This window comes from Bacteroides sp. QWL-09 (assembly GCF_058683585.1).
Genome location: NZ_CM178748.1, coordinates 1697175 through 1718695, shown reverse-complemented (window position 1 = coordinate 1718695; position 21521 = coordinate 1697175). Strand labels below are relative to the sequence as shown.

Below are 21521 nucleotides of genomic sequence, written 5' to 3'. Positions count from 1 at the left end.
AAAGCTCCATCTTCTGTTTATTCAGAAAGATGGAGCTTTTTATTTTTTAGTTAATGTTGGATCTTATTTGATTCCTAGCTTATTTCTTAATCCTTTGGGTAATGCGTTTTTGTGAACCATCACATAAATTGTTTTGGCACGTACATAGCTTTCGGACATATTCAAATAGCCTCCGAATTTATTGCCATCGGCCGACCACAAATTCTTGGTCATGTAATACTTCGTTCCATTTTGATCTTCAACGATACCTGTCAAATGCATTAAGTGATCATCGGTGGTCACAAAATGTTCATAACCTTTTTGACGAAGTTCTGGAGTCACTTCGACTTCAGGAAAAGGATGCTTGAATTTAAAGACTTCTTTCAAACGATCTTGAGGCTTCATCTTTTCAAATTGTGCACGATCGGTACTTGAATATTGGTCGACATCCTGAACTTCCGGATTGATGGCGACTCCATTGGAATATGAGAAACCTCTTTCGCTGACGTCACCATCCCAACAAACGGTATACCCGTTGGTCAATGCGTGATCTATCACTTCCATCATGTCGTCCAAAGGTAAGTTATACATTAATTCGTGTTCCCAGTTGTCGGGTACTTCAGGCGCGAACATTTGATAATAAGGTTTATGAGTGAAGCTTGTTACCTCTACATAATCATCCATATTTAATCCCAGGCTTTCAGCAAACGATTGGGGAGTATATGTTTTTCCTTTATAGGTAAACTGCTCCGGAGATTTCCCTAAATAAATATCGAATAGACTGTTAACTAGTTTATCGTATTCAGGACTTTGGCTTCTCAACGAGACCGATGTTTCGGTTATGGCATTAAGATATTTCGATAATTCACGGTGATTGTGTTTGGTTTCGTTGTAGTTAATGCCCGAATAAATCTCTTCCGGTACGATACCCACTTGTTTGTAAGCGTTCTTGAACGTGTGCGATAGGCTACCTTCTCCCAGATTTCCTTTTCCTTTGCGTAGATAGTTATCTTCTAATTGATTTAAATATTTCTGACGAACAATAAACATTTCTGATAAATCATACTCCCCTTTACCCATTCGGAGTAGTTCCGATTCGAAGAAGGAGGTTGAGGCAAAACACCAGCATGTGCCGCTCGATGCTTGATTTTTAACCGGAGTAGCTTGCTGAGAAACCACTGTCTTAAACTGATATCCGGGCTCTTGAGCATATAGACTGCCTATAACAAACAAGGTGGCGATGGAAATCATCAATTTTCTCATAGTCATAATTTTTATTTAACCTAATAGTTACGCTTTTATAGAAAAAGCGTTGATAACGAAAAACTCCTACAAAAATAACAATACTTTTCATTAATCCCCTTTCATAGAGCGATTTGTTTCAATAAAAAAAGGGCTGTTCATAACGAACAGCCCTTTCTAGCTATAATGTTGTTTTTCGTTTACAAAGCAGACTGCTGTAATAGCAGTTTTTGAAGTTGGCCATTTAAGGCTTGACACATAGCACCATTTCCCATTGCTTGATAGCGTTTAATACGGTACTGTAACATCACAATCTTTTCGCTTGAATTCTTTTTCATAATTTTTCCTCTTTTTTGCTCCCCACGTTTTGAAGAGCGATTATTATTTTCCTTTTAATTACACTGCAAAGATACGAACTTTTTTGGATTTCCATGTTGTAGAACATGAAAAAGGCCTTTTATTTTCCATTATTTATTATTAAAGGCCGTTTTTTAACAAGATGTTACATTTTTGTGACATAAAGTCGACTTAAATGAGAGGGGGAAACCGACTTTTCGAAAGCGTTCTATTTCCATTCCGAAAATAATCTGCTATTTTTGTGTTCTATTCTGTAACAACCTAACTGAAGTGAGATTTAGAAAAGATGAAAACACTGATTCGTTTGTTATGCCTTCCGCTATTATCGGTTTGGCTTTGTAGCTGTGGTGAGACCCATTTTCTTAAAGATGAAGGATACCGCCAACAAGTTTTTGATGACTTTGAGAGTAAGAAGAACGATTTACCTCATGGTGAATTGTTCAATGTTTGTTCTCGTACCGACTTGACAACCCTCGAAAAAGAGGCTTTAACTTTCCTATATGCTTATATGCCTATAGGTGATGTAGTCGATTATTCGGGTGATTACTATTTAGAAAATGTACGTCTGTCGCAACAGGCTCGTCAGGAAATGCCGTGGGGAAAAGAGATCCCCGATGGAATCTTCCGTCATTTTGTGCTTCCTATCCGTATTAATAATGAGAACTTAGACGATGCTCGTCGTGTGTTTTATGCCGAACTGAAAGATCGCGTGAAGAATTTATCGATGAAAGATGCTATTCTTGAAGTGAACCATTGGTGTCATGAGAAGGTGGTTTATCATCCGAGTGATGCTCGTACGAGTTCCCCGTTAGCTTCGGTGAAGACTGCTTACGGACGTTGTGGCGAAGAATCGACTTTTACAGTGGCTGCTCTTCGCTCGGTAGGCATCCCGGCTCGTCAGGTCTATACACCACGTTGGGCACACACCGACGACAATCATGCTTGGGTAGAAGCTTGGGCAGATGGTAAATGGTATTTCCTTGGAGCGTGCGAACCTGAACCGGTACTTAATTTAGGTTGGTTTAATGCTCCGGCTAGTCGTGGAATGCTGATGCATACTAAAGTGTTTGGACGGTATAACGGTCCTGAAGAGATTATGCTTGAGACCCCGAACTACACTGAAATCAATGTTATTGATAACTATGCCCCGACAGCTAAGACGACGGTGACTGTGACCGATGCAGACGGTCGGCCGATAGCCGATGCAAAGGTTGAGTTTAAAATCTATAATTATGCCGAGTTCTATACCGTAGCGACCAAATATACGACTGTAAAAGGACAGACTTCGCTAACTGCCGGTAAAGGGGATATGTTGGTCTGGGCTTCAAAAGAAGGTCAGTTTGGTTATACAGAAGTCTCATTTGGAAAGATGGATAGTGTGACTATTGCTTTGGATAAGAAAGAAGGAGAGGCTTATGCATTAGATATTGATATCGTTCCTCCTGCCGAAGGAGCTAATATGCCTGAGGTGACTCCTGATCAAAGAAAAGAGAACGATCGTCGTACGGCTCAAGAAGATTCTATTCGTAATGCCTATGTCTCGACTTTCATTAACGAACAACAAGCCCATGAGTTTGCACAAAGCTGTGGACTCGATACGGCATTGGTTACTAAATATTTATTGGCTTCTCGTGGAAATTATGCAACCTTACAAGCTTTCTTGAAAAAGCAAACAGATGAGGTCGCAAAGCGTAAAGGCATGGGATTGTTGGAAGTCATTTCTGCTAAAGACTTGCGTGATGTCTCTTTAGAGGTACTAGATGATCATCTAAATTATACGATTTCGTTTGAAAAGATGGCTGCCAATCGCACTGAGGCTCAGCGTTGGGAGCTCTATAGTCGTTATGTGCTTAATCCACGTGTCGCTAATGAAATGATTACCCCTTACAAGGCCTTCTTTACGGAAAAACAGTCGGCCAATCAAAACTTCCCGACTGATTTAAGACAATTGATTGATTGGTGTGGTAAACAGCTTACAATTAAAAACGATTTGAATATCCAGCGTATTCCAATTTCCCCTATAGGTGTGTGGAAAACCAGAGTAACCGATAGCTTCTCACGTGACATCTTCTTCGTTTCCGTGGCTCGTAGCTTAGGTTATCCGTCGCGTATCGATGAGGTGACCGGTAAGTTGCAATATTGGAACGAGGCCGGTTGGGTCGATGTGAACTTTGAGTCGGCCGAAGCTCAGTCGGCATTGAAGGGCAAGTTAGTGGCAACCTATCATGTTGTTCCTTCGTTGACTGATCCGAAATACTATTCTCATTTCACCTTGTCGAAGTTTGATGGCGGAACGTTTAACTTACTCAACTACGATGAAGGCGATGTCGATATGGGCGGTGGTGCAACATGGTCGAACCTTCTAAAGAACGGTACAATGCTTGATGCCGGTTATTATATGCTCGTGACCGGAACCCGTTTGGCTAGCGGCGCCGTATTGTCGAATGTGACTTTCTTTACCATCGCACCGAACCAAACCACAACCGTTGACTTGGTGATGCGTGAGAAAAAAGACGAAGTACAAGTCATCGGTAGTTTCAATTCTGAGTCGACTTACGAACCTGTTGGACAGGGAGCTTTACAAAGCATCTTGCAGACTTGTGGTCGTGGCTACTACGTGGTTGGCGTACTTGGTGTCGGTCAGGAACCGACCAATCATGCTTTGCGTGATATCGCAGCATTGAGTGGAGAGTTTGAGAAATGGGGACGTCGCATGGTTCTTCTTTTCCCATCGCAAGCCCAATATCAGAAGTTCAACCCTAAAGAATTTAAGGGTCTACCATCGACCATTACTTACGGTATCGATGCGAACCATGCTATTCAGGAACAGATCATGACCAACATGAAACTGAATAAAACGACCTTGCCTGTCTTTGTGATTGCCGATACGTTCAATCGTGTTGTCTTTGTTTCACAAGGTTACACGATCGGTTTGGGCGAACAGATGATGAAAGTCATTCATGGATTATAAGATATAGATCAATTTAGATCAAAGAAAATCCCCTTATTTTAGCTTATTAATTCAGCTAAAATAAGGGGATTCTTATATCCGATTGAACGCTGTCATTCGTTTAAACGGGACGGTTGAAATAGCGTCGATTTTTTATTCGATCGTTTCCTAATTGAAGGTTTTTCGTTTAGGCGTTTATTGCTCGATAAACTGAGGTAAAAGTGCTTTCTTGTCCTTATCGACCGGATAAAGCGCTTGCTCTTTTTCGAGACGTTTAACCATGAGTTTAAACAATTCTTTAGCTTTCTTTTGTTCGGTTTTAGCTACATCCTGCTTTTCGAACGGATCGTTCTTTAAGTTGTACAACTTATAGTAAGGAGCGTCCGGCTGTTCCGGATGATAATAATAGATTAGCTTCCAATCGCCTTTGCGATAAGTGGTGAAGTAACTTCCTCGATGTTCGTGAGGGAAATGCATCAGAAAATCCGACCGATGTGATCGATCTGCTTTTCCACTCAACAACTTCTTCAAGTCCGCCCCATCGAGTACTTGCTGTTTCGGGGCTTGTACCCCGGCTACCGAAAGTACGGTCGGGTAGAGATCCATAACCGTAGCCATCTGAGTCTGTATAGCTTGTTGTGCTACCGGATAGCGTTTCTGGAATTGATTTTGAGCTTTTGGATGAGCCCAGCTAACGATGAACGGTACTCGTACACCGCCCTCATATTCCGAACCTTTCTTTCCTTTCAAGGGAGCCGATGAACCATAATCGGCCGCCTCACCTAGCGGAGCATCGCCACCATTGTCGCCCAAAAAGATGATCAACGTGTTTTCCGCTACACCCAACTCTTCGAGTTTGTTGAGTACATCGCCCAACGACTTATCCATTCCTTCAATCAGTGTAGCAAATGCCTTCGCCTGCTGATTCTTATCTCCTCCTTTATAATGATCGATAAACCGCTCATCGGTTTCGAACGGAGCATGTACGGCATAATGTGCCATGTTCAGATAGAATGGCTGTTTGGCTTTGACGGCCTTTTCAATCTCCTTATTCGCTTCTAAGGTGAGGGCATCCGATAAGAACGTCGATGTGCCGTGATAAGCTTGCAGATCGGGTACTGCCCGTGCGCGCTGACCTTTAATCCAGCCGTAACCGTTCTCACCGTGGTAACTTCCCGGGTGACCGATCGATGAACCGGCAATGTTTACATCGAAGCCAAGATTGGTCGGATTTTCTCCTTCACTATGCAGACAGCCGAAATGTGCCTTGCCTACATGGATGGTTTTATATCCGGCTTCCCTTAACACCTGCGGATAAATATGGTCGGCAGCTGTTAGTCCTTTCCAGTTCCATTCCGGCGGTCCGTAAGTGGTTCGGTTATTACTCTCGGCATTAATCCAGTTTGTTGTTCGGTGACGTGCCGCATTCTGTCCTGTCATGATCGATGTTCGCGAAGGTGAGCTGACGCTTTGCGCGTAGAATGTTGAGAAGCGGATGCCTTGATTGGCCAATCGCTCCATGTTGGGCGTGCGATACCAATCGTTCAGCGGCTGTCTCATCGGCTCTCCTTTGCCATTCGTGATAAAAGGCACAGATGTGTCCATCAATCCCATGTCGTCGACTAGAAAGACGACAATATTCGGATGATCCTGTGCGTTCACTACAGACTGACAGGTGCACAATAGTGCACCGATCATTCCGCTTTTAAGGTTTCTATTCATGTGTTTTACCAATTAGGGTTTTGTGTTAGATTATCATTTAGCGATATCTCTCGTAAAGGTAACGGAAATAGATAATGCTTGTTCGATTCAAAGGTACGACTTTCTCCCTTTTGTACAAGAATAAATCCGTCTTCTGTCAGATTAATATCCTTTCCGGGAATAATACTAGGATAGGCCGTAGCATCAAATTTAGCTCCTAAGATGGTCTGAGGCAATTCGGTCTCGGCCGTTTTCCAACGGATAAGATCATCGTATCGGAACGATTCGCCGCATAATTCGACTCTTCGTTCTCTTCTGATCTCTTCGCGCAGACTTAATTGATGTTGGTCGACAAAGCTATTGGTCAAGTCGGGCAACTGATTAGGATCACCTTCGAACCGTTTTCTTAAGGTATTGATCGAAAGGTTTAAATCCTCATCCGAGATGGTTTCATCGATCTCATAAACCGCTTCGGCGTAAGTTACCAAGACCTCTGCATAGCGAATTAGAATTTCGTCAATTGTCGATTTCATATTTGTGAAGGCATCTTCATCGCCATACTTCTTAAACATATATCCCGTTCTGGTCTGGTTGGATAAGTTAGGGACGAAAGGTGCTCCTCTAAAGCTGTCTCCCGGTTTCCAAATGGTTAGTGCCATACGTGGGTCTCTATTCTCAAACTCTTGTCCTAAAGGTAGGTAGGTGGTTGAATAAGTCGATTTACCGATTGGCAATCCGTCTTTACAAAGGAATGCGTCGGCCAGGTGTTTCGTCGGCTCGTGAACGAAATCGACAATTGTAGCTCTGATTCTACCGTTATAAGTATTAGCTTCGTCGGAATATCTATACGATAGGATATGCTCATTCGAATCTTCTCCCGGAGCTAAAAATAGGTTTCGGTAATTGGCATATAAACTATACTCTCGGCTGTCGATCAATCGTTTGCAAGCTTCCTTGGCTATATTCAAATAGGGCTTGTGGTCGGTTCCCCCATGAAACTTGTAATAAGTTCCATAATATAAAGCAATGCGTCCCATCAAGGCTTGAGCGGCTCCTTTAGTGATGCGTCCCACATCCTGAGTCATTTGACTTTTCAGAGGAATGTGTTCTTCCGCAAACTTTAAATCGTCGAGAATACCATCTAGGATGACCTTTTTATCAACCCTATTTCCCTTTAATTCCTCCGAACTCAAGCCGAGCGTGTGCAAGATATAAGGCACATCTCCAAAGCGTTTAATCAAGTTAAAGTAGAAATAAGCCCTAAAGAAACGGGCTTCTCCTGCATATCGGTTTTTAATGTTATCGCTGACTTCCGCTTGCTCGTAGTTCTCGAGGAAATTATTGACGATCCGAATCTCATCGTAAGCTTTGGTCCAAATGTCGTCGGTATTGCCCGGAGTGTGTGTGCCCGAACTTACGTTATTGCCTGTATTCGCGAAACAATCGATACTTTGATTGTCCAAAGAATATGGACGGTTCATATTCTGATATAAAGTATTTAAAGCTAAGCGCAGATCGTTTTCTGTTTTCCAAAAACTTCCAGGTGATAGAGACGTCTTTGGTTCTCTATCCAAGAAATCATTGCAACTTGTCATGGTGAGCAAGGCAAATAAATATATTAATGTACGTAGTTTCATAGTTCTTTAATTAAAATGCAAGGTTTAAACCAAATGAAAAACTTCTCATGATAGGATACATCACGCCACTTGTGGTGGTCAGCTCCGGATCGAAATTTTTATTTAACTGACTGAGTTCTGCTAGATTATCTCCACTGAAGTAGAGACGACAGCGAGTGATGCCCAGCTTGTTGATCAAACTCTTAGGTAGTGTATAACCAACCTGTAAGTTTTTGAGTCGGACATAAGCTGCATTTTGTAACCAATGATCGGAGGTCTGATAATTGTGTCCGGCACCGGCATAATGTCTTGGAAGCGAAGCATTCGGATTCTCAGGTGTCCAATAATCGTTATGCATCGTATAAGAGAAGTTACCCCAAGTGACCGAGAATGGAGCCATGATCTCTTGATTGATGTAGAAATTACGTTTTCCTACTCCTTGCAATGCGAGACTGAAATCGAACCCTTTCCATTCGGCATTGAGATTCATACCGAAGATGTAACGTGGCATAGTCGTACCTAAATATTTCAAATCGTTTGGTGCAGAGATCTTTCCGTCTTTATCTTGATCGATGTATTTGATATCGCCCGGGCCGGTGATTGCTTTGTTGTAAACGGCCGACTGGCTGACTTCTTCTGCGGTTTGGAAATAACCGTCGGTTTCATAACCAAAGATTGCTCCCAACGAGTAACCTTGTATTTTCTGATTGATTCCCTGTGTGAATCCATTATATTTCACGCCATAGTCAACCAGTTTGTCTTTTTGATCGGACAAGTTGAAGTTTACACCGTACGAGAAATCTTTAATTTGATCTTTCCAACCGATCGAAACTTCCCAACCTTTGACTTCCAACTCTCCGTAGTTGCCTGTTGGGACATTGATTCCGATGACACTCGGCACCTCGATGTTGACCAACATATCTTTATTCTTCTTGATGAAATATTCACCGGTCACCGACAATCGGTTGTTTAGGAATCCCATGTCGATAGCCACATTTCTCATCACGACGGTTTCCCAAGTTCGTTCTTCCGAAGGGAGTGTCCCATTGACAGCCCATTGTCCTAGACCTGAAGCAAACGGATAGTACCCACCGACCGTATATTGTGCAATATGATCATAAAGACCTAAGCCGTTCTGGTTTCCCAGCTCACCCCATGATAAGCGTAATTTCAGATTAGAAAAGACCTTTTGATGTTTCATGAATGCCTCTTCCGAGATTCGCCATCCGATAGAAGCAGATGGGAATATTCCCCAACGGTTTTTCTTAGAGAAGCGTGAAGAACCGTCGGCACGGAAGTTGGCCTCGAACAAATATTTTGAAGCATACGCATAGTTCACTCGCATAAATCCTGAGGCTAAAGCCCATTCATTCTCATCCGCATTGTTAGACCATCCGTCGGTAGACCCGAGTTTCAGTGCCGGTAATAAGTTGCCGACGATGTCGGTACGTTTAGCCGATAAATCCTCATATTTATTCTCCTCCACAGAACATCCTCCTAAAATCTTTAGATCGTGAACCGTGTTGATCACCGTATTATATTCGGCCAAGAATTGTCCGGTGAGGTATTGGCTGTTCGAGCTCTCTTGAATAATATTGTTCGGTCCGTATTGTCCGGCTCCCATTGAGATCAGTCCGTTCGGACCATATTTCCCATATTTACGTCTGAACTCTTTAGTCTGATTATTACGGATGATTGCTCCTCCAGTTGCTTTGAGCAACAAACCCTTTAATGGCTTATAAGACAATGAGAAGATTCCCTCTATCTTTTGTTGCTTAAAGACTCCTTCTCCGCCTTCACTCATGGCTTGTATCGGATTACCCTGCATTCTGTAACGAGCGTAATTTCCGTTGTAATCATAAACTGGCATGTTAGGGCCTGCTTGGATAAAGGTTATATAAGGAATAGACCATCCTCCGAATTGTGGATGATATTTCTTATTCGTACTCACATAGTTTACTTTACTGTTGAAGGTCAGTTTGTTTTTAATGATGTCTACTCCGACGTTCGACAAGAAGTTGATACGATCGAAGTTGTCCGGTCCGTATTCGGAGAACATACCGTCCTGATCGAGCCAACTGGTCGAGAAGAGATAGTTTAGGTTGTCCGAAGCCTTCGATACTGATAAGTTGTGGTTCTGTTGGAAGCTATGATCCATCATCAAGTCGATCCAGTCGTTATTTGCCGTATAGATAAAGTCGTTGCCCTTGGGTAATGCCACAACCGACGGATCTTTGATTGCTTCTAGAGCTTCTTGAGAAAAGTTAGTCGCCAGTCCGGCATTAGTAAACGCCTCATTCGATAAAAGAGCGTGACTGTAAGCATCGTTGCTTTTGGGTAATCGGGTAGGAGTGTTGAACGAAAAGTTGCCATTATATTCTATTCTGGGTTTTTCCGATTTTCCTTGTTTGGTCGTGATCAAGACCACACCTTCGGCTGCCCTTGCACCATAGATCGCTGCCGATGCAGCATCTTTTAATACCGAGATCGTCTCAATGTCTTGTGGCGCGACATGGTTGATATCACCCGGAAGCCCGTCGATGATGACAAGAGCGCCACCACTATTGATCGACGTGTTTCCACGGATCTTTAAAGACGAGAATTCACCCGGCTGTCCCGATCCCGATTGAATGGTAATACCTGACACGGCTCCTTGTAGCGCATCCGTTGCACTCCTGATCGGACGATTCTCGAGGGTTTTGCTATCCACTGTCTCTACCGATCCGGTGAGGTTTACTTTCTTTTGCGTGCCAAATCCGACAACGACCACTTCATTAAGCGTTTGCGTATCCTCTTTTAAGATCAGGTTGAATTGAGTTTTGTTACCAATCTTGACCGTTTGAGTGATATAACCAATAAATGAGAGTTGAATCTCATTTCCTCTGACCGATGATAAGGTGAATTTACCATTCAAGTCGGATACGGTGCCGTTGGTTGTCCCTACCTCGATGACCGATGCACCGATGATTGGTTCCCCGTTGCTATCTTTAATGACTCCCGTGAGCGATCTTGTTTTCTGTTGTTGATCATGGTTTGTCATAGCGATTTGGCTCTTTCTCTTCAGCACAATATTCACATCCTTTACTTCATAAGTCAGCCCCGACTGCTCGAAAGCTTCTTGAAGTAGTGCGCTGACCGATACTTCATGTGCGTGTAGTTTTACTTTACGGTTCAAGTCGACATCTTGCTTGCTGTAGATAAACAAGAACTCCGTTTGCTTCTCGACCTCCTTTATTACTTGAGAGATTGTGAGCACTTCCTGTTTGATCGTAACTGTTTTGGTTTGAGCTTTTATGCCTAGTGCATAAATGTTGAGTGTAAAGAGCAGTAAAAAAAGATTTGTAATTTTAAAAATACGTAATAAACGTTTTGATGGCACAAATTTAGGGGTGTTGAAATCCCTATATAACTTTTTATTCATACATTTGTTTAGTATTAGTGTTAGAACTAAGGTTTGTCTAGATTGAATATCTAGGATAAGTAAATGAGATCAAAGGATGTGGGCGCATTCTTTGGTCTTTTTTTTGTGGGGCTATGTGCTGTTTTCCATGATTGTGATTTAAGATTAATATTCGATTTAAGTTTATTCGTCCGTCTGATAACCAAGGTGATGAAAAGTCTATTTGATGATGATCACATTCTTTTCTTCATCTCTGGTATAATCAAATGGGGTATGTGTTCTGATTACTTCTAAAGCATGATTGACTCCGTCGCACACTCTAAGCTTACCGCTAAAGGTCTTGTTGACGATCGATTTTTTCTGCACAACAATCTGAATATCGTAGTATAGCTCGAGTTTCGTAAAGAGTTTATCGACCGAGATCTCATCGAAACAAATCAGCCCGTCTTTCCAAAGGTAATAATCATAATTGCTTATTGCCGATTTCTTAAGTTGGCCATTATGATAAGCAATCACTTTGGTACCCGGCTTTAACACGGTCTGTAAGGTTTGTGCCGAATCGAGGATCTCTACACATCCTTCCAGTAATGAGGTCTCAAAGTAATTGGTTTGTCGGTACGATGATACATTGAACTTTGTGCCCAGTACCCTGATGTTATGTTTCTGGGTATGCACAATAAAAGGATGGTGCTTATTTGAGGTGACGTCGAAGAAGCCTTCACCGGAAAGTTCAACATCGCGCGTGCGACTATTGAACGTTGTCGGGAAAGTTAGAGTCGATAGGGCATTGAGCCAGACTTTGGTTCCGTCGGCAAGCGTGATCTGGGCCCGTTGTCCTGCCGGGACATAGAGGGTTTGCATTGCGACTGTAGATGAAGACTGTTGCTTGTTGAGCAAGAATAGATTGCCGACCGTCAACAGGACGATAATGATGGCGGCGACTTTCAATGCCGGATGATGATAGATGGATCGGTGTTTGATTGGGGGCGATAGACGACGCGGCTCTTCTTGCGGCTGTTGCCACAGCATTGTTTCATAGAAGCGGCGCATGGTGGTCAGTTCCTTGACCCGGTTGGCATCTTCGCTAAGCCATTGGCCGATTAACTCATTTTCAGATGGAGAGGTTTCTCCTTTGATATATTTTTCTAGTAGTTCGTTCTTCATGTTTAAGAGGTCTTTCTGACGATAAGACACCTCTCGTCTCTTCCCCCCTAGTGCCAACTGCTTATTTTTATAAGAAAAAAATAAGAAGGTAATAATAATCTTTTAGATTATCTCGTAAAGCCTTCAGTGCCTTGGAGATATGGTATTCTACTCCTTTAACACTAATATTGAGTTCGGCAGCGATGTCGTCATATGTTTTGTCCTGGAAGCGACTTAATTCGAAGATGAGTCGTGTGCGTTCGGGCAAGTTGGCTAAGATCATGTTTAGACGTTCCCATAACTCTTTCGATAGGAGTTCCTGTGGGTCGCAAGCTTCCAACGAGCTGATTCGACTATTGAGCTCGATTTGCGCTTCTTTGGAGATCATTGCCAAGGTCTCAGTTTGATATTGCTGTTGTCTCAAATGGTTGAGTGCTCGGTTTCTAAGACAGGTCATCAGATACGCTTCGGGTACTTCTAGACTAGTCTCTTTCGATTTTTCCCATAAGGAGATGATGGCTTCAGACACAATATCTTCGGCCAACTGATCATTCTGCACGTACGACTTGACGAACAAAAATGATTTTCTATAATATGTGGAATAAATCGTATTGAGATTTAACATTGCATTAGATCGTAGTAATCCCCTAAATTTGTTTTAACTTTAATTTCTGACTGCTGTCGTCGTGTTTATTCATCGGCTCGGAAGGGTCGTGAATAGTCCTGCCGTGCGATTAGACTGAGGCAAAGATATTGAAATATTGCAAACTATTAATAAATCTTCTGTTTTTTTGCGAAACGGGACAGCGAGTCGTCTTAGCATTGATTATCTTTGTATCCGTAAAAATGATGTAAACGATATGAAAACAAAAAAGATGACTCAGCGTGATTACATCAAAGCCAATCGCAAAGCTAGTCGCGAGGCAGAGATCGAACAACACACGCGTCCTGTTAATTTTTGCAGGGTACACCAATCGAAGAAAGTCTATGACCGTAAGCGTAGTAAGGCAGAGTATAAAAAGGCTCTGCCTTCTTTTTTTTATCTCTATTTGTCTAGGCTGTCTTTCTCTCTCTAAACTTTCCCGATCTCTTGCTTCTCTTTTTTCTAATGGTATCGGATAAAAGCGTTTGGTGTATAGATAAATGATTTTCTTAGTGGATCTTGCTTGAGTTTCTATGGGGGCTCTTTTATTCTCTTGCGAGAACACTTTGAGCTCTAAAGGATAAACTCCTAGTTCCATTAGGTGAAACTTTCGGTTTCATTTATTGGAACTTTTAGTTTCTACGGTTGTAATTTCTTTTTCTAAGTTTGAAACTCTGTTTTTGTCTATTTGAAACTTTATTTTTGTCCGTTCGAAACTGCTGTCATCACCTATTGGGAATTAGTTAGGATGCTTTGTTGTGCTTCTTGTGAGTGAGGTTTTGTGGCTAACTATAAACATTATTTCCTTTTTATTTCTGGATTAGTAGACTCTTGTGGTTCTACAGTCCTAAAAAGATAGACTAAATCGTCTGAAGAATATATGATCGAGGCTTTCTTGATAATTATCGGTTTGACCGGTCGGCTGGTCTGCTCGACGATGCTAGCTTTGTCTTGTTTTTTAGTGATTAGAGACTTTTTTGAAGTTAGGTGGGCATCTGATACATAAACCCCCAAGACCATCTGTGTCTGAGAAGATTGAGATCGTCTTGGGAGGATATTGAGTCTTTAGCCTTTAATGCGATATTTTCAAGTTACCGTAAGGCTTCTATGATGGTTCTCACTTGCTTGACTGTGGTGACTTGTCGCTTATATTCGTCGATTTGAACGACACCTCCCATCGATACGGCTTCGTTTTTATATTTCATTCCGCTTTTTAGGGTTTCTCTGGCGGAAAAATGGAACTCTTGTATATCAGCTTCTTGGGCAATCTTGGAAATATTGGCTTGATTGACTCCGCAACCGGCCATGAGGTTGATGCGTCCATTGGCTTGTTCTTGAAGAGCTTTTAGCAACGGAATGCCTTTGAGGGCATTTGCTTGTTGCCCGGAGGTGAGAATGCGGTTACACCCCAAGTCGATTATTTGCTCCAACGCCACTTTGGGATCTTTACAAACATCGAAGGCGCGGTGAAAGGTGACTGATAGGCCTTGTGAGGCTTTCATCAACTTATTCATAAGGGGGAGATCGATCTCACCGGAAGGGGTGAGGCAACCGAAAACCACACCGTCGACCCCAATCTGTTTCATCATTTCGATGTCTTTCAACATGGTGCGGATCTCAATAGGGGTATATAGAAAATCGCCTCCGCGGGGACGGATGATGACGTGTAGGCGAGTGGTGGTGAGGAGTTCGCGAGCAACACAAACCTCGCCGCATGAAGGGGTTGTTCCGCCTTCAGGAATGCCGGCGCAGAGCTCTACACGATTGGCTCCTCCTTCTTGTGCAGCCAAACAGCTTTCTACCGAATTGGCGCAAATCTCAAACTGATAGTGTTCCATGGCTAAAAAGGGTTGAGGGTTAGACTAAAAAAGGGCGAAATGATTCGCCCTTCTTAATTTGTATTCTGATTCTGTTATTTTGCAAAACTTACTGCACGGGTCTCGCGGATCACAGTGATCTTTACTTGTCCCGGATAGGTCATCTCGTCTTGGATCTTCTTTGCAATCTCGGTCGATAGGTTTTCAGTTGCCTTATCGTCGATCTTGTCGGCACCAACAATGACACGAAGTTCACGACCGGCTTGGATCGCATAAGTCTTCGTTACACCCGGATAAGACATGGCCAATTGTTCGAGGTCGTTCAGACGTTTGATGTAGGCTTCTACAATCTCACGACGAGCACCTGGACGAGCACCTGAGATGGCATCGCACACTTGAACGATAGGAGCCAATAAGCTGGTCATCTCTACTTCGTCGTGGTGAGCACCGATCGCATTGCAGATGTCGGCTTTCTCTTTATACTTCTCGGCAAGCTTCATACCTAACATAGCATGTGGCAATTCCGGTTCTTCATCGGGCACTTTACCAATATCGTGGAGAAGGCCGGCGCGTTTTGCTTTCTTAGGATTTAATCCAAGCTCTGAAGCCATAACAGCACAAAGGTTGGCTGTCTCACGAGCATGTTGCAACAAGTTCTGTCCGTATGATGAACGGTATTTCATCTTACCGATGATACGGATCAATTCCGGATGCAAGCCGTGTATGCCTAAGTCGATTGTGGTACGTTTACCTGTCTCGATAATTTCTTCTTCTACTTGTTTACGTACTTTAGCCACCACTTCTTCGATACGAGCCGGGTGAATACGTCCGTCGGTAACCAATTGGTGCAGAGCTAAGCGAGCAATCTCACGTCTTACGGGGTCGAAAGCTGAAAGCACGATAGCTTCCGGAGTATCGTCTACTACGATTTCTACACCGGTAGCAGCTTCCAAAGCGCGGATGTTACGACCTTCACGTCCGATGATACGACCTTTGATTTCATCCGATTCGATATGGAATACGGTTACTGAGTTTTCAATGGCTGTTTCTGTTGCTACGCGTTGGATGGTTTGGATCACAATACGTTTAGCTTCTTTGTTGGCTGTAAGTTTTGCGTCGTCTACAATGTCGTTAATATAGGATTGAGCCTGCGATTGAGCTTCACCTTTCAACGACTCGACTAAGCGTTCTTTAGCATCTTCGGCCGATAGTCCGGAAATGGCTTCTAGCTTTTCGATGCCTTGTTGTTGAAGCTTGTCAAGTTCTTCTTTCTTTTTGTCGATCACCACTAATTGGTTTTCTAGATTCTCTTTTACAGCTTCGGCTTCTAGCTTCTTGCGCTGAATTTCTTCTTGGCGTTGGTTAAGCACCATTTCACGCTGTTTAAGCTTATTCTCGGCTTGTTGAATCTTCTGGTTTCTGATGGAAACCTCTTTTTCCAAATCGGCTTTCTTGTTCAAGAACTTCTCCTTTACTTCCAGAAGCTTGTTCTTCTTGATAACTTCGGCTTCAACTTCGGCTTCTCTCAGAATGTTATCGTATTTATTCTTCAGTCCGTACTTGAAGAAGAGGTACGATAGCGTTCCTCCGACGAGGAAGCAAGCAACGGATGTGGTTATAATTGCTATCATTTCACATTATTTTAATTTAAATATAAATAAAACGCACCACCAATCATTCGGAGGATCTATTCCGAATAGTTAGTAGTGCGTGGAGTTTTTCTTGTTTTATCGGGTTAGGCTTGCTTCGATTTCTTATTCGTTTCTGAAATATTCTTCAAGCGTTTCCGTTAATTCTTTTAATTTGGTCGTGTACGGAAGTGTGTCATTCCGATCGGCTAACTGTAGCTTTTCTAATGAAAACTGGTAAGCGACCATGGCCATAATCTTTTCCGGACTGACGTTTGGATAACATTCCCGGTATTTATTTAGCCTTATATCAACCTGTTTAGCTGCCTCTCTGATGATCTGTTCTTCTTTAAGTTGAATAGTCAGAGGGTAATTGGCGTCTCCAATTTTTAGGTTTATTTTTATTGTATCGTTCATACATCTTCTTATTTATTCACTTAATAAAGCGATGCATTTATCGACCTCACGCACTAGTTTTGACAATCGCTGTTTGGTCTCCTTAACGTCGCCGTTGTTGAGACTGATTGCCGAAGCTGATTTCAAATTGGCGTAATTTATTTCCAAAGTGTTGTATTCAGCTTGTAACTTTGAAACGTTCTCTTGCTCTGCATGTAGAAGGTCGATTAATTTGGCGTTTTCACGCTTTAGTTCATCATGCAAATAGATCAAATGCCGAAGCCTGGCTTCAAAGGTACTTAATAACTGTTTGTCTTCTTCTGTCATTATTACACCAAAATTCTACACAAAAATACAATTAACTCTGATATTACAAAAACTTTTCTATAGAAATTACTGGTTTTTGCCAAATTTTAATTGGGTTCGATGTGAAACTGAAAAAGAAAAAGCCTATTCACCGATAGATCGTAATTTTTAAATCGTTTGCTGATGTCTTTATGCTAGACGGCGTTGAGCTCCTGAAAATGATGTAGGAGAGGGGCGTGGAAAGTCGGGAATGCGGGTGGGGTACGATGAAAAGTGGTGACTTCATTCTGATTGTTATCCGATTTTGCTTATTTTTGCTGTTGGTCTTTTTAGTGATCATTTTATGGAATAAAACAATGGTAAAGATTTTAGTAACGTATGCCGTTCAGGAAGAACTGGTAGAAATTAAGTGGCCGGATGTGGAATTATATTATGTACGCACGGGCATAGGTAAAGTGAAATCGGCTTTTCATTTAAGTGAAGCGATGAATCAGATACAGCCTGATTTGGTATTGAACTTTGGAACGGCTGGTACGGTGAATCACCGGGTTGGTGAGATGTTTGTGTGCTCGACGTTCGTGGATCGTGATATGCAGAAACTTTCGGACTTTGGTTTGGAATGCGAGATCGATGCTTCTGCGCTTTTGGCGGAGAAAGGATATGCACTGGACTGGAATAAGTCGGGATGTTGTAATACCGGGGACGGATTTTTGACGGAATTGGAACATGTTTCGGGTGATGTGATCGATATGGAGGCTTATGCGCAGGCTTTTGTTTGTCGGTCGAAAGGGGTACCTTTTGTGTCGGTGAAGTATGTGACTGATATTATCGGTCAGAATTCGGTCAAGCATTGGGAAGATAAATTGGCGGATGCTCGCGTGGGACTTGCGGCTTTCTTTAATGAAACATTGAAGGGGCTCTGATGTCGGAAGTCTAAATTTGGATCCTAGAACTTGAGAAGGGAACATGAAAAAAATAATCCCTGCTGAAAAATCAGCAGGGATTATTTTTGTTTGCACGGGAGGAGAGGCTCGAACTCCCGACACCCGGTTTTGGAGACCGGTGCTCTACCAACTGAGCTACTCCCGTGTTTGCGGTTGCAAAGGTAGTATAATATTCTGAATCTCCAAGAGGTTTGTTAAATTAGTCGCTAATTATTTTATGTTTTCCCATTCTGCAGGTTTAAAACCGACCCATACAGCGGTCTCGGTGACTACAATTGGGCGCTTGACGAGCTTTCCGTTCGATGCCAATAGAGCGATCTGTTCGTTTTCACTTAACTGAGGGAGCTTGTCCTTGAGGTTCAGTTCTTTATAAACTAAACCGCTAGTGTTGAAAAATTTCTTTATCGGAAGTTTACTTATTGATATCCAACGTTTAAGCTCGTCTTCTGTGGGATTATCGTCTACAATGTGGCGACTAGTGAACTCAATCTGGTGGGTTTCTAACCATTTTTTGGCTTTCTGGCAAGTGCTACAAGCCGGATAGTGAATAAATAGAGGTTGCTTCATCTTACTTTTATTTTTATATATGATTATTATAAGAGATGTAGATCTTCAAATAGCGTTCGGTAATGAGAGGCTTTTTGCTCAAGAGCCAATGGATAGGCCCGTGAAGAGGAAGGCATCCGGTAGAGCCGCATCGGGCGGTCGATGAACCGAAAATCGGCATAGTGTCCCACAGCCGGATCGGCAACATCGATCTGTTGTCTAAGGGTGTCGGTCGCTTTTTGTCCTGTAGTGACGATGGCTTGGCATTCGGGTAATTGCTTCAGCAATTGTTGAATGTCGGTTGGTGTTATGATGTCCAAAAACTTGTCGGAGGCATTGTCTTGCAAGCGACAAACCTGACTTCCGGTATCGAAGAGGGCAATATGTTTCTCTTTAAGAAAGGTGGTGATGCTTTCTTTGCAAAATGCTTTACGGTCGGCTGTGAGGAAATGGTTCTTGTCTTCAAAGAAGAGATGTCCCATGATGCGCCACATGTCGTTATTTAGATTGGGATAATAAAATTCCATCGACCACCGTTTGCGAGGTGGTGGAAAACTACCGAGCATTAATAAACGGGTTCCGTCCGGTAGGAAAGGGGATAAAGGGTGATTTTCTATAATCATTATGAGTCTTTAAATTTCAAAAATATCTTTTTGTGTTTTATCTAACGAAAATATTTTGTTTTTTGCATGTTAAGTCTCTGCTTTTTTAACTATTTTTGCACTTTATTTTAAAAAGTATATCATATGAAAAAACTTCTTTTTGCTATTCTAGTTACTTTTTGTGTGTTTTCTTCTGTGTCTGTGTCTGCACAAAACATTCAATTGCATTACGACTTCGGACGCTCGCTTTACAGCAATGATATGAAAGCACGTCCTTTGATGACTTCAACTGTTGAAAAGTTCCAACCGGACCAATGGGGTAGTACATTCTTCTTCGTGGATATGGATTATGCTTCTGAAGGGGTACAATCGGCTTATTGGGAAATTGCTCGTGAATTGAAGTTCTGGAAGGGACCTTTCTCGGCTCATATCGAATACAACGGTGGAGTAGTGAAAGGTTTTTCTATTAATAATGCCTACCTTGCCGGTATGACATACACTTATAACAATGCCTCTTTCTCTCGTGGATTTTCTCTTTCGGCTATGTATAAGTATATCCAGAAGAATTCGTCACCTAATAACTTTCAGCTGACTGGTACTTGGTATATGAATATGTGCGATAATCTGTTGACGTTCTCTGGATTCGCTGATTTCTGGCGCGAAAAGACACCGAACACAACTATGCAGTTCTTGTCGGAACCTCAGTTCTGGGTGAATTTGAATCGTATTAAAGGAGTAAACGAGAAGTTTAATTTAAGTGTAGGATCGGAAGTGGAGTTGAGTCATAACTTTGGCGGTCGTAAAGGATTTTATGCTATTCCTACTCTTGCTTTAAAATGGACGTTGAACTAAGATGAAGACGGATTTGATCTATGGCGTTGAAGAACGCCCACCCTTTAAAGATGCGTTTTTTGCCGCATTACAACATTTGTTGGCTATTTTTGTTGCGATTATTACTCCTCCGTTAATTATTGCCGGAGCGTTGAAGTTGGATGTTGAGAAAACCGGTTTCCTGGTTTCGATGGCGTTGTTTGCATCGGGAATCTCAACTTTTATTCAATGTCGTAAGGTGGGACCGGTAGGGGCTCGTCTGTTGTGTATTCAAGGCACGAGCTTTTCGTTTATTGGTCCGATCATTGCAACGGGGTTGCTCGGTGGTTTGCCTTTGATCTTCGGGGTCTGTATGGCAGCTGCTCCTATTGAAATGGTGATTAGTCGGACATTTAAATATATGCGTAATATTATCACTCCGTTGGTTTCTGGTATTGTTGTGTTGTTGATCGGGTTAAGTCTGATCAAAGTTGGTATCGTGGCTTGCGGTGGTGGTTATGTTGCTATGGAGAACGGTACGTTCGGTACTTGGGATAATCTGTCGATTGCCGGTGTTGTTTTGTTGAGCGTATTGTTCTTTAATCGTTCGAAAAATAAATATCTGCGCATGAGTTCGATTGTTCTTGGTATTATCCTAGGCTATGGTTTGGCTTATGCTTTGGGTAAGGTGAACATGGATACGCTTAATGCGGAAATGCTTTTAGGTATCAACGTGCCTATGCCTTTTAAATATGGACTAGATTTTAATTGGTCGTCGTTCATTGCTATTGGCTTGGTTTATATGATTACAGCTATTGAGGCAACGGGTGACGTTACGGCTAATTCTATGATTTCAGGATTGCCGATTGAGGGTGAACCATACTTGAAGCGGGTATCTGGTGGCGTATTGGCCGATGGAGTTAACTCGTTCTTGGCTGGTGTCTTTAATTCGTTCCCTAATTCTATTTTTGCACAAAACAATGGTATCATTCAGCTGACTGGTGTAGCGAGTCGCTATGTGGGTTACTATATTGCAGTGATGTTGGTGTTATTGGGATTGTTCCCTATCGTTGGTGGGGTGTTCTCAGTCATGCCTGATCCAGTGCTTGGAGGTGCAACGTTGTTGATGTTTGGTACGGTGGCTGCTGCGGGTATTCGTATTGTGGCTTCACAGAACATTGGCCGTAAGGAGACTCTGGTATTGGCCGTCAGCTTGTCACTTGGTCTTGGCGTGGAATTGATTCCTGACGTGCTGAGTCAAGCGCCTGATGCCATTAAGAGTATTTTCTCATCGGGTATTACTACAGGTGGATTGACTGCAATCATTGCGAATATGGTGATTCGTGTGAAAGAGTGATCGATTTGAAAAGATAAAAACCGATTGAAGAAATTGGTTGAAGCGACGAGCAACTGACTATTTTCGGTTGCTCGTCTTTTTTAT

At 42.4% G+C, this 21521-nt stretch carries 18 protein-coding genes and 1 tRNA gene; 5 read left to right on the top strand and 14 right to left on the bottom strand.

Annotation, left to right across the window (positions count from 1 at the left end; all coding sequences use genetic code 11):
- Positions 1-63: 63 nt before the first annotated feature.
- Positions 64-1242, bottom strand: coding sequence for a C1 family peptidase (locus AC4PG5_RS06705; RefSeq protein WP_492030640.1), 1179 nt, complete (start codon positions 1240-1242; stop codon positions 64-66).
- Between the two features lie 179 nt (positions 1243-1421).
- On the bottom strand, positions 1422-1559 hold the full coding sequence (locus tag AC4PG5_RS06700; protein WP_492030639.1) for a hypothetical protein: 138 nt from the start codon (positions 1557-1559) through the stop codon (positions 1422-1424).
- A 305-nt stretch (positions 1560-1864) separates the two neighbouring features.
- Between AC4PG5_RS06700 and AC4PG5_RS06695 the strand changes: the two genes are divergently transcribed.
- The gene (locus AC4PG5_RS06695) at positions 1865-4549 is read left to right on the top strand and encodes a transglutaminase-like domain-containing protein (RefSeq protein WP_492030638.1); all 2685 of its coding nucleotides are present in this window, start codon (positions 1865-1867) and stop codon (positions 4547-4549) included.
- Positions 4550-4723: 174 nt separating this feature from the next.
- On the opposite strand, the gene AC4PG5_RS06690 is transcribed toward AC4PG5_RS06695, so the two are convergent.
- From AC4PG5_RS06690 to AC4PG5_RS06670, 5 genes are all read right to left on the bottom strand, one after another.
- On the bottom strand, positions 4724-6226 hold the full coding sequence (locus AC4PG5_RS06690; RefSeq protein WP_492030704.1) for a sulfatase: 1503 nt from the start codon (positions 6224-6226) through the stop codon (positions 4724-4726).
- Positions 6227-6255: 29 nt separating this feature from the next.
- On the bottom strand, positions 6256-7866 hold the full coding sequence (locus AC4PG5_RS06685) for a RagB/SusD family nutrient uptake outer membrane protein (protein WP_492030637.1): 1611 nt from the start codon (positions 7864-7866) through the stop codon (positions 6256-6258).
- Between the two features lie 10 nt (positions 7867-7876).
- Positions 7877-11266, bottom strand: a complete 3390-nt coding sequence (locus AC4PG5_RS06680) for a TonB-dependent receptor (RefSeq protein ID WP_492030636.1) — start codon at positions 11264-11266, stop codon at positions 7877-7879.
- 198 nt (positions 11267-11464) lie between these two features.
- On the bottom strand, positions 11465-12409 hold the full coding sequence (locus tag AC4PG5_RS06675; RefSeq protein WP_492030635.1) for a FecR family protein: 945 nt from the start codon (positions 12407-12409) through the stop codon (positions 11465-11467).
- Between the two features lie 67 nt (positions 12410-12476).
- Positions 12477-13013, bottom strand: a complete 537-nt coding sequence (locus tag AC4PG5_RS06670; RefSeq protein ID WP_492030634.1) for an RNA polymerase sigma-70 factor — start codon at positions 13011-13013, stop codon at positions 12477-12479.
- Between the two features lie 235 nt (positions 13014-13248).
- Here AC4PG5_RS06670 and AC4PG5_RS06665 point away from each other — a divergent pair, with 235 nt between their 5' ends.
- Positions 13249-13464 carry a hypothetical protein gene (locus AC4PG5_RS06665; protein ID WP_492030633.1) on the top strand — a complete coding sequence of 72 codons (216 nt, stop codon included), beginning with the start codon at positions 13249-13251 and terminating at the stop codon, positions 13462-13464.
- A gap of 658 nt (positions 13465-14122) precedes the next feature.
- Here the strand turns inward: AC4PG5_RS06665 and AC4PG5_RS06660 are convergent.
- From AC4PG5_RS06660 to AC4PG5_RS06645, 4 genes are all read right to left on the bottom strand, one after another.
- Positions 14123-14869: a copper homeostasis protein CutC gene (locus AC4PG5_RS06660; protein WP_492030632.1), complete on the bottom strand. Its 747-nt coding sequence runs from the start codon at positions 14867-14869 to the stop codon at positions 14123-14125.
- 74 nt (positions 14870-14943) lie between these two features.
- Positions 14944-16479, bottom strand: coding sequence for a ribonuclease Y (gene rny / locus AC4PG5_RS06655; RefSeq protein ID WP_492030631.1), 1536 nt, complete (start codon positions 16477-16479; stop codon positions 14944-14946).
- 123 nt (positions 16480-16602) lie between these two features.
- Complete coding sequence (locus AC4PG5_RS06650) at positions 16603-16893, bottom strand: cell division protein ZapA (protein ID WP_492030630.1); 291 nt, start codon at positions 16891-16893, stop codon at positions 16603-16605.
- 12 nt (positions 16894-16905) lie between these two features.
- Entirely contained in the window at positions 16906-17199 is a 294-nt protein-coding gene (locus AC4PG5_RS06645; RefSeq protein ID WP_492030629.1) for a coiled-coil domain-containing protein, read from the bottom strand.
- 335 nt (positions 17200-17534) lie between these two features.
- Here AC4PG5_RS06645 and AC4PG5_RS06640 point away from each other — a divergent pair, with 335 nt between their 5' ends.
- Positions 17535-18101: a 5'-methylthioadenosine/S-adenosylhomocysteine nucleosidase family protein gene (locus AC4PG5_RS06640; protein WP_492030628.1), complete on the top strand. Its 567-nt coding sequence runs from the start codon at positions 17535-17537 to the stop codon at positions 18099-18101.
- 93 nt (positions 18102-18194) lie between these two features.
- On the opposite strand, the gene AC4PG5_RS06635 is transcribed toward AC4PG5_RS06640, so the two are convergent.
- The 3 genes from AC4PG5_RS06635 to AC4PG5_RS06625 all read right to left on the bottom strand — a co-directional run bounded on the left by AC4PG5_RS06635 (position 18195) and on the right by AC4PG5_RS06625 (position 19291).
- Positions 18195-18267: transfer RNA gene (locus tag AC4PG5_RS06635), tRNA-Trp, on the bottom strand.
- Positions 18268-18332: 65 nt separating this feature from the next.
- The gene (locus AC4PG5_RS06630; RefSeq protein ID WP_492030627.1) at positions 18333-18689 is read right to left on the bottom strand and encodes an arsenate reductase family protein; all 357 of its coding nucleotides are present in this window, start codon (positions 18687-18689) and stop codon (positions 18333-18335) included.
- A 26-nt stretch (positions 18690-18715) separates the two neighbouring features.
- Positions 18716-19291: a uracil-DNA glycosylase family protein gene (locus AC4PG5_RS06625; RefSeq protein ID WP_492030626.1), complete on the bottom strand. Its 576-nt coding sequence runs from the start codon at positions 19289-19291 to the stop codon at positions 18716-18718.
- A gap of 123 nt (positions 19292-19414) precedes the next feature.
- Between AC4PG5_RS06625 and AC4PG5_RS06620 the strand changes: the two genes are divergently transcribed.
- Both AC4PG5_RS06620 and AC4PG5_RS06615 read left to right on the top strand, forming a co-directional pair.
- Positions 19415-20122, top strand: a complete 708-nt coding sequence (locus tag AC4PG5_RS06620; RefSeq protein ID WP_492030625.1) for a nucleoside-specific channel-forming Tsx family protein — start codon at positions 19415-19417, stop codon at positions 20120-20122.
- Between the two features lies 1 nt (position 20123).
- The gene (locus tag AC4PG5_RS06615) at positions 20124-21437 is read left to right on the top strand and encodes a nucleobase:cation symporter-2 family protein (protein ID WP_492030624.1); all 1314 of its coding nucleotides are present in this window, start codon (positions 20124-20126) and stop codon (positions 21435-21437) included.
- The last annotated feature ends 84 nt before the right edge of the window (positions 21438-21521 follow it).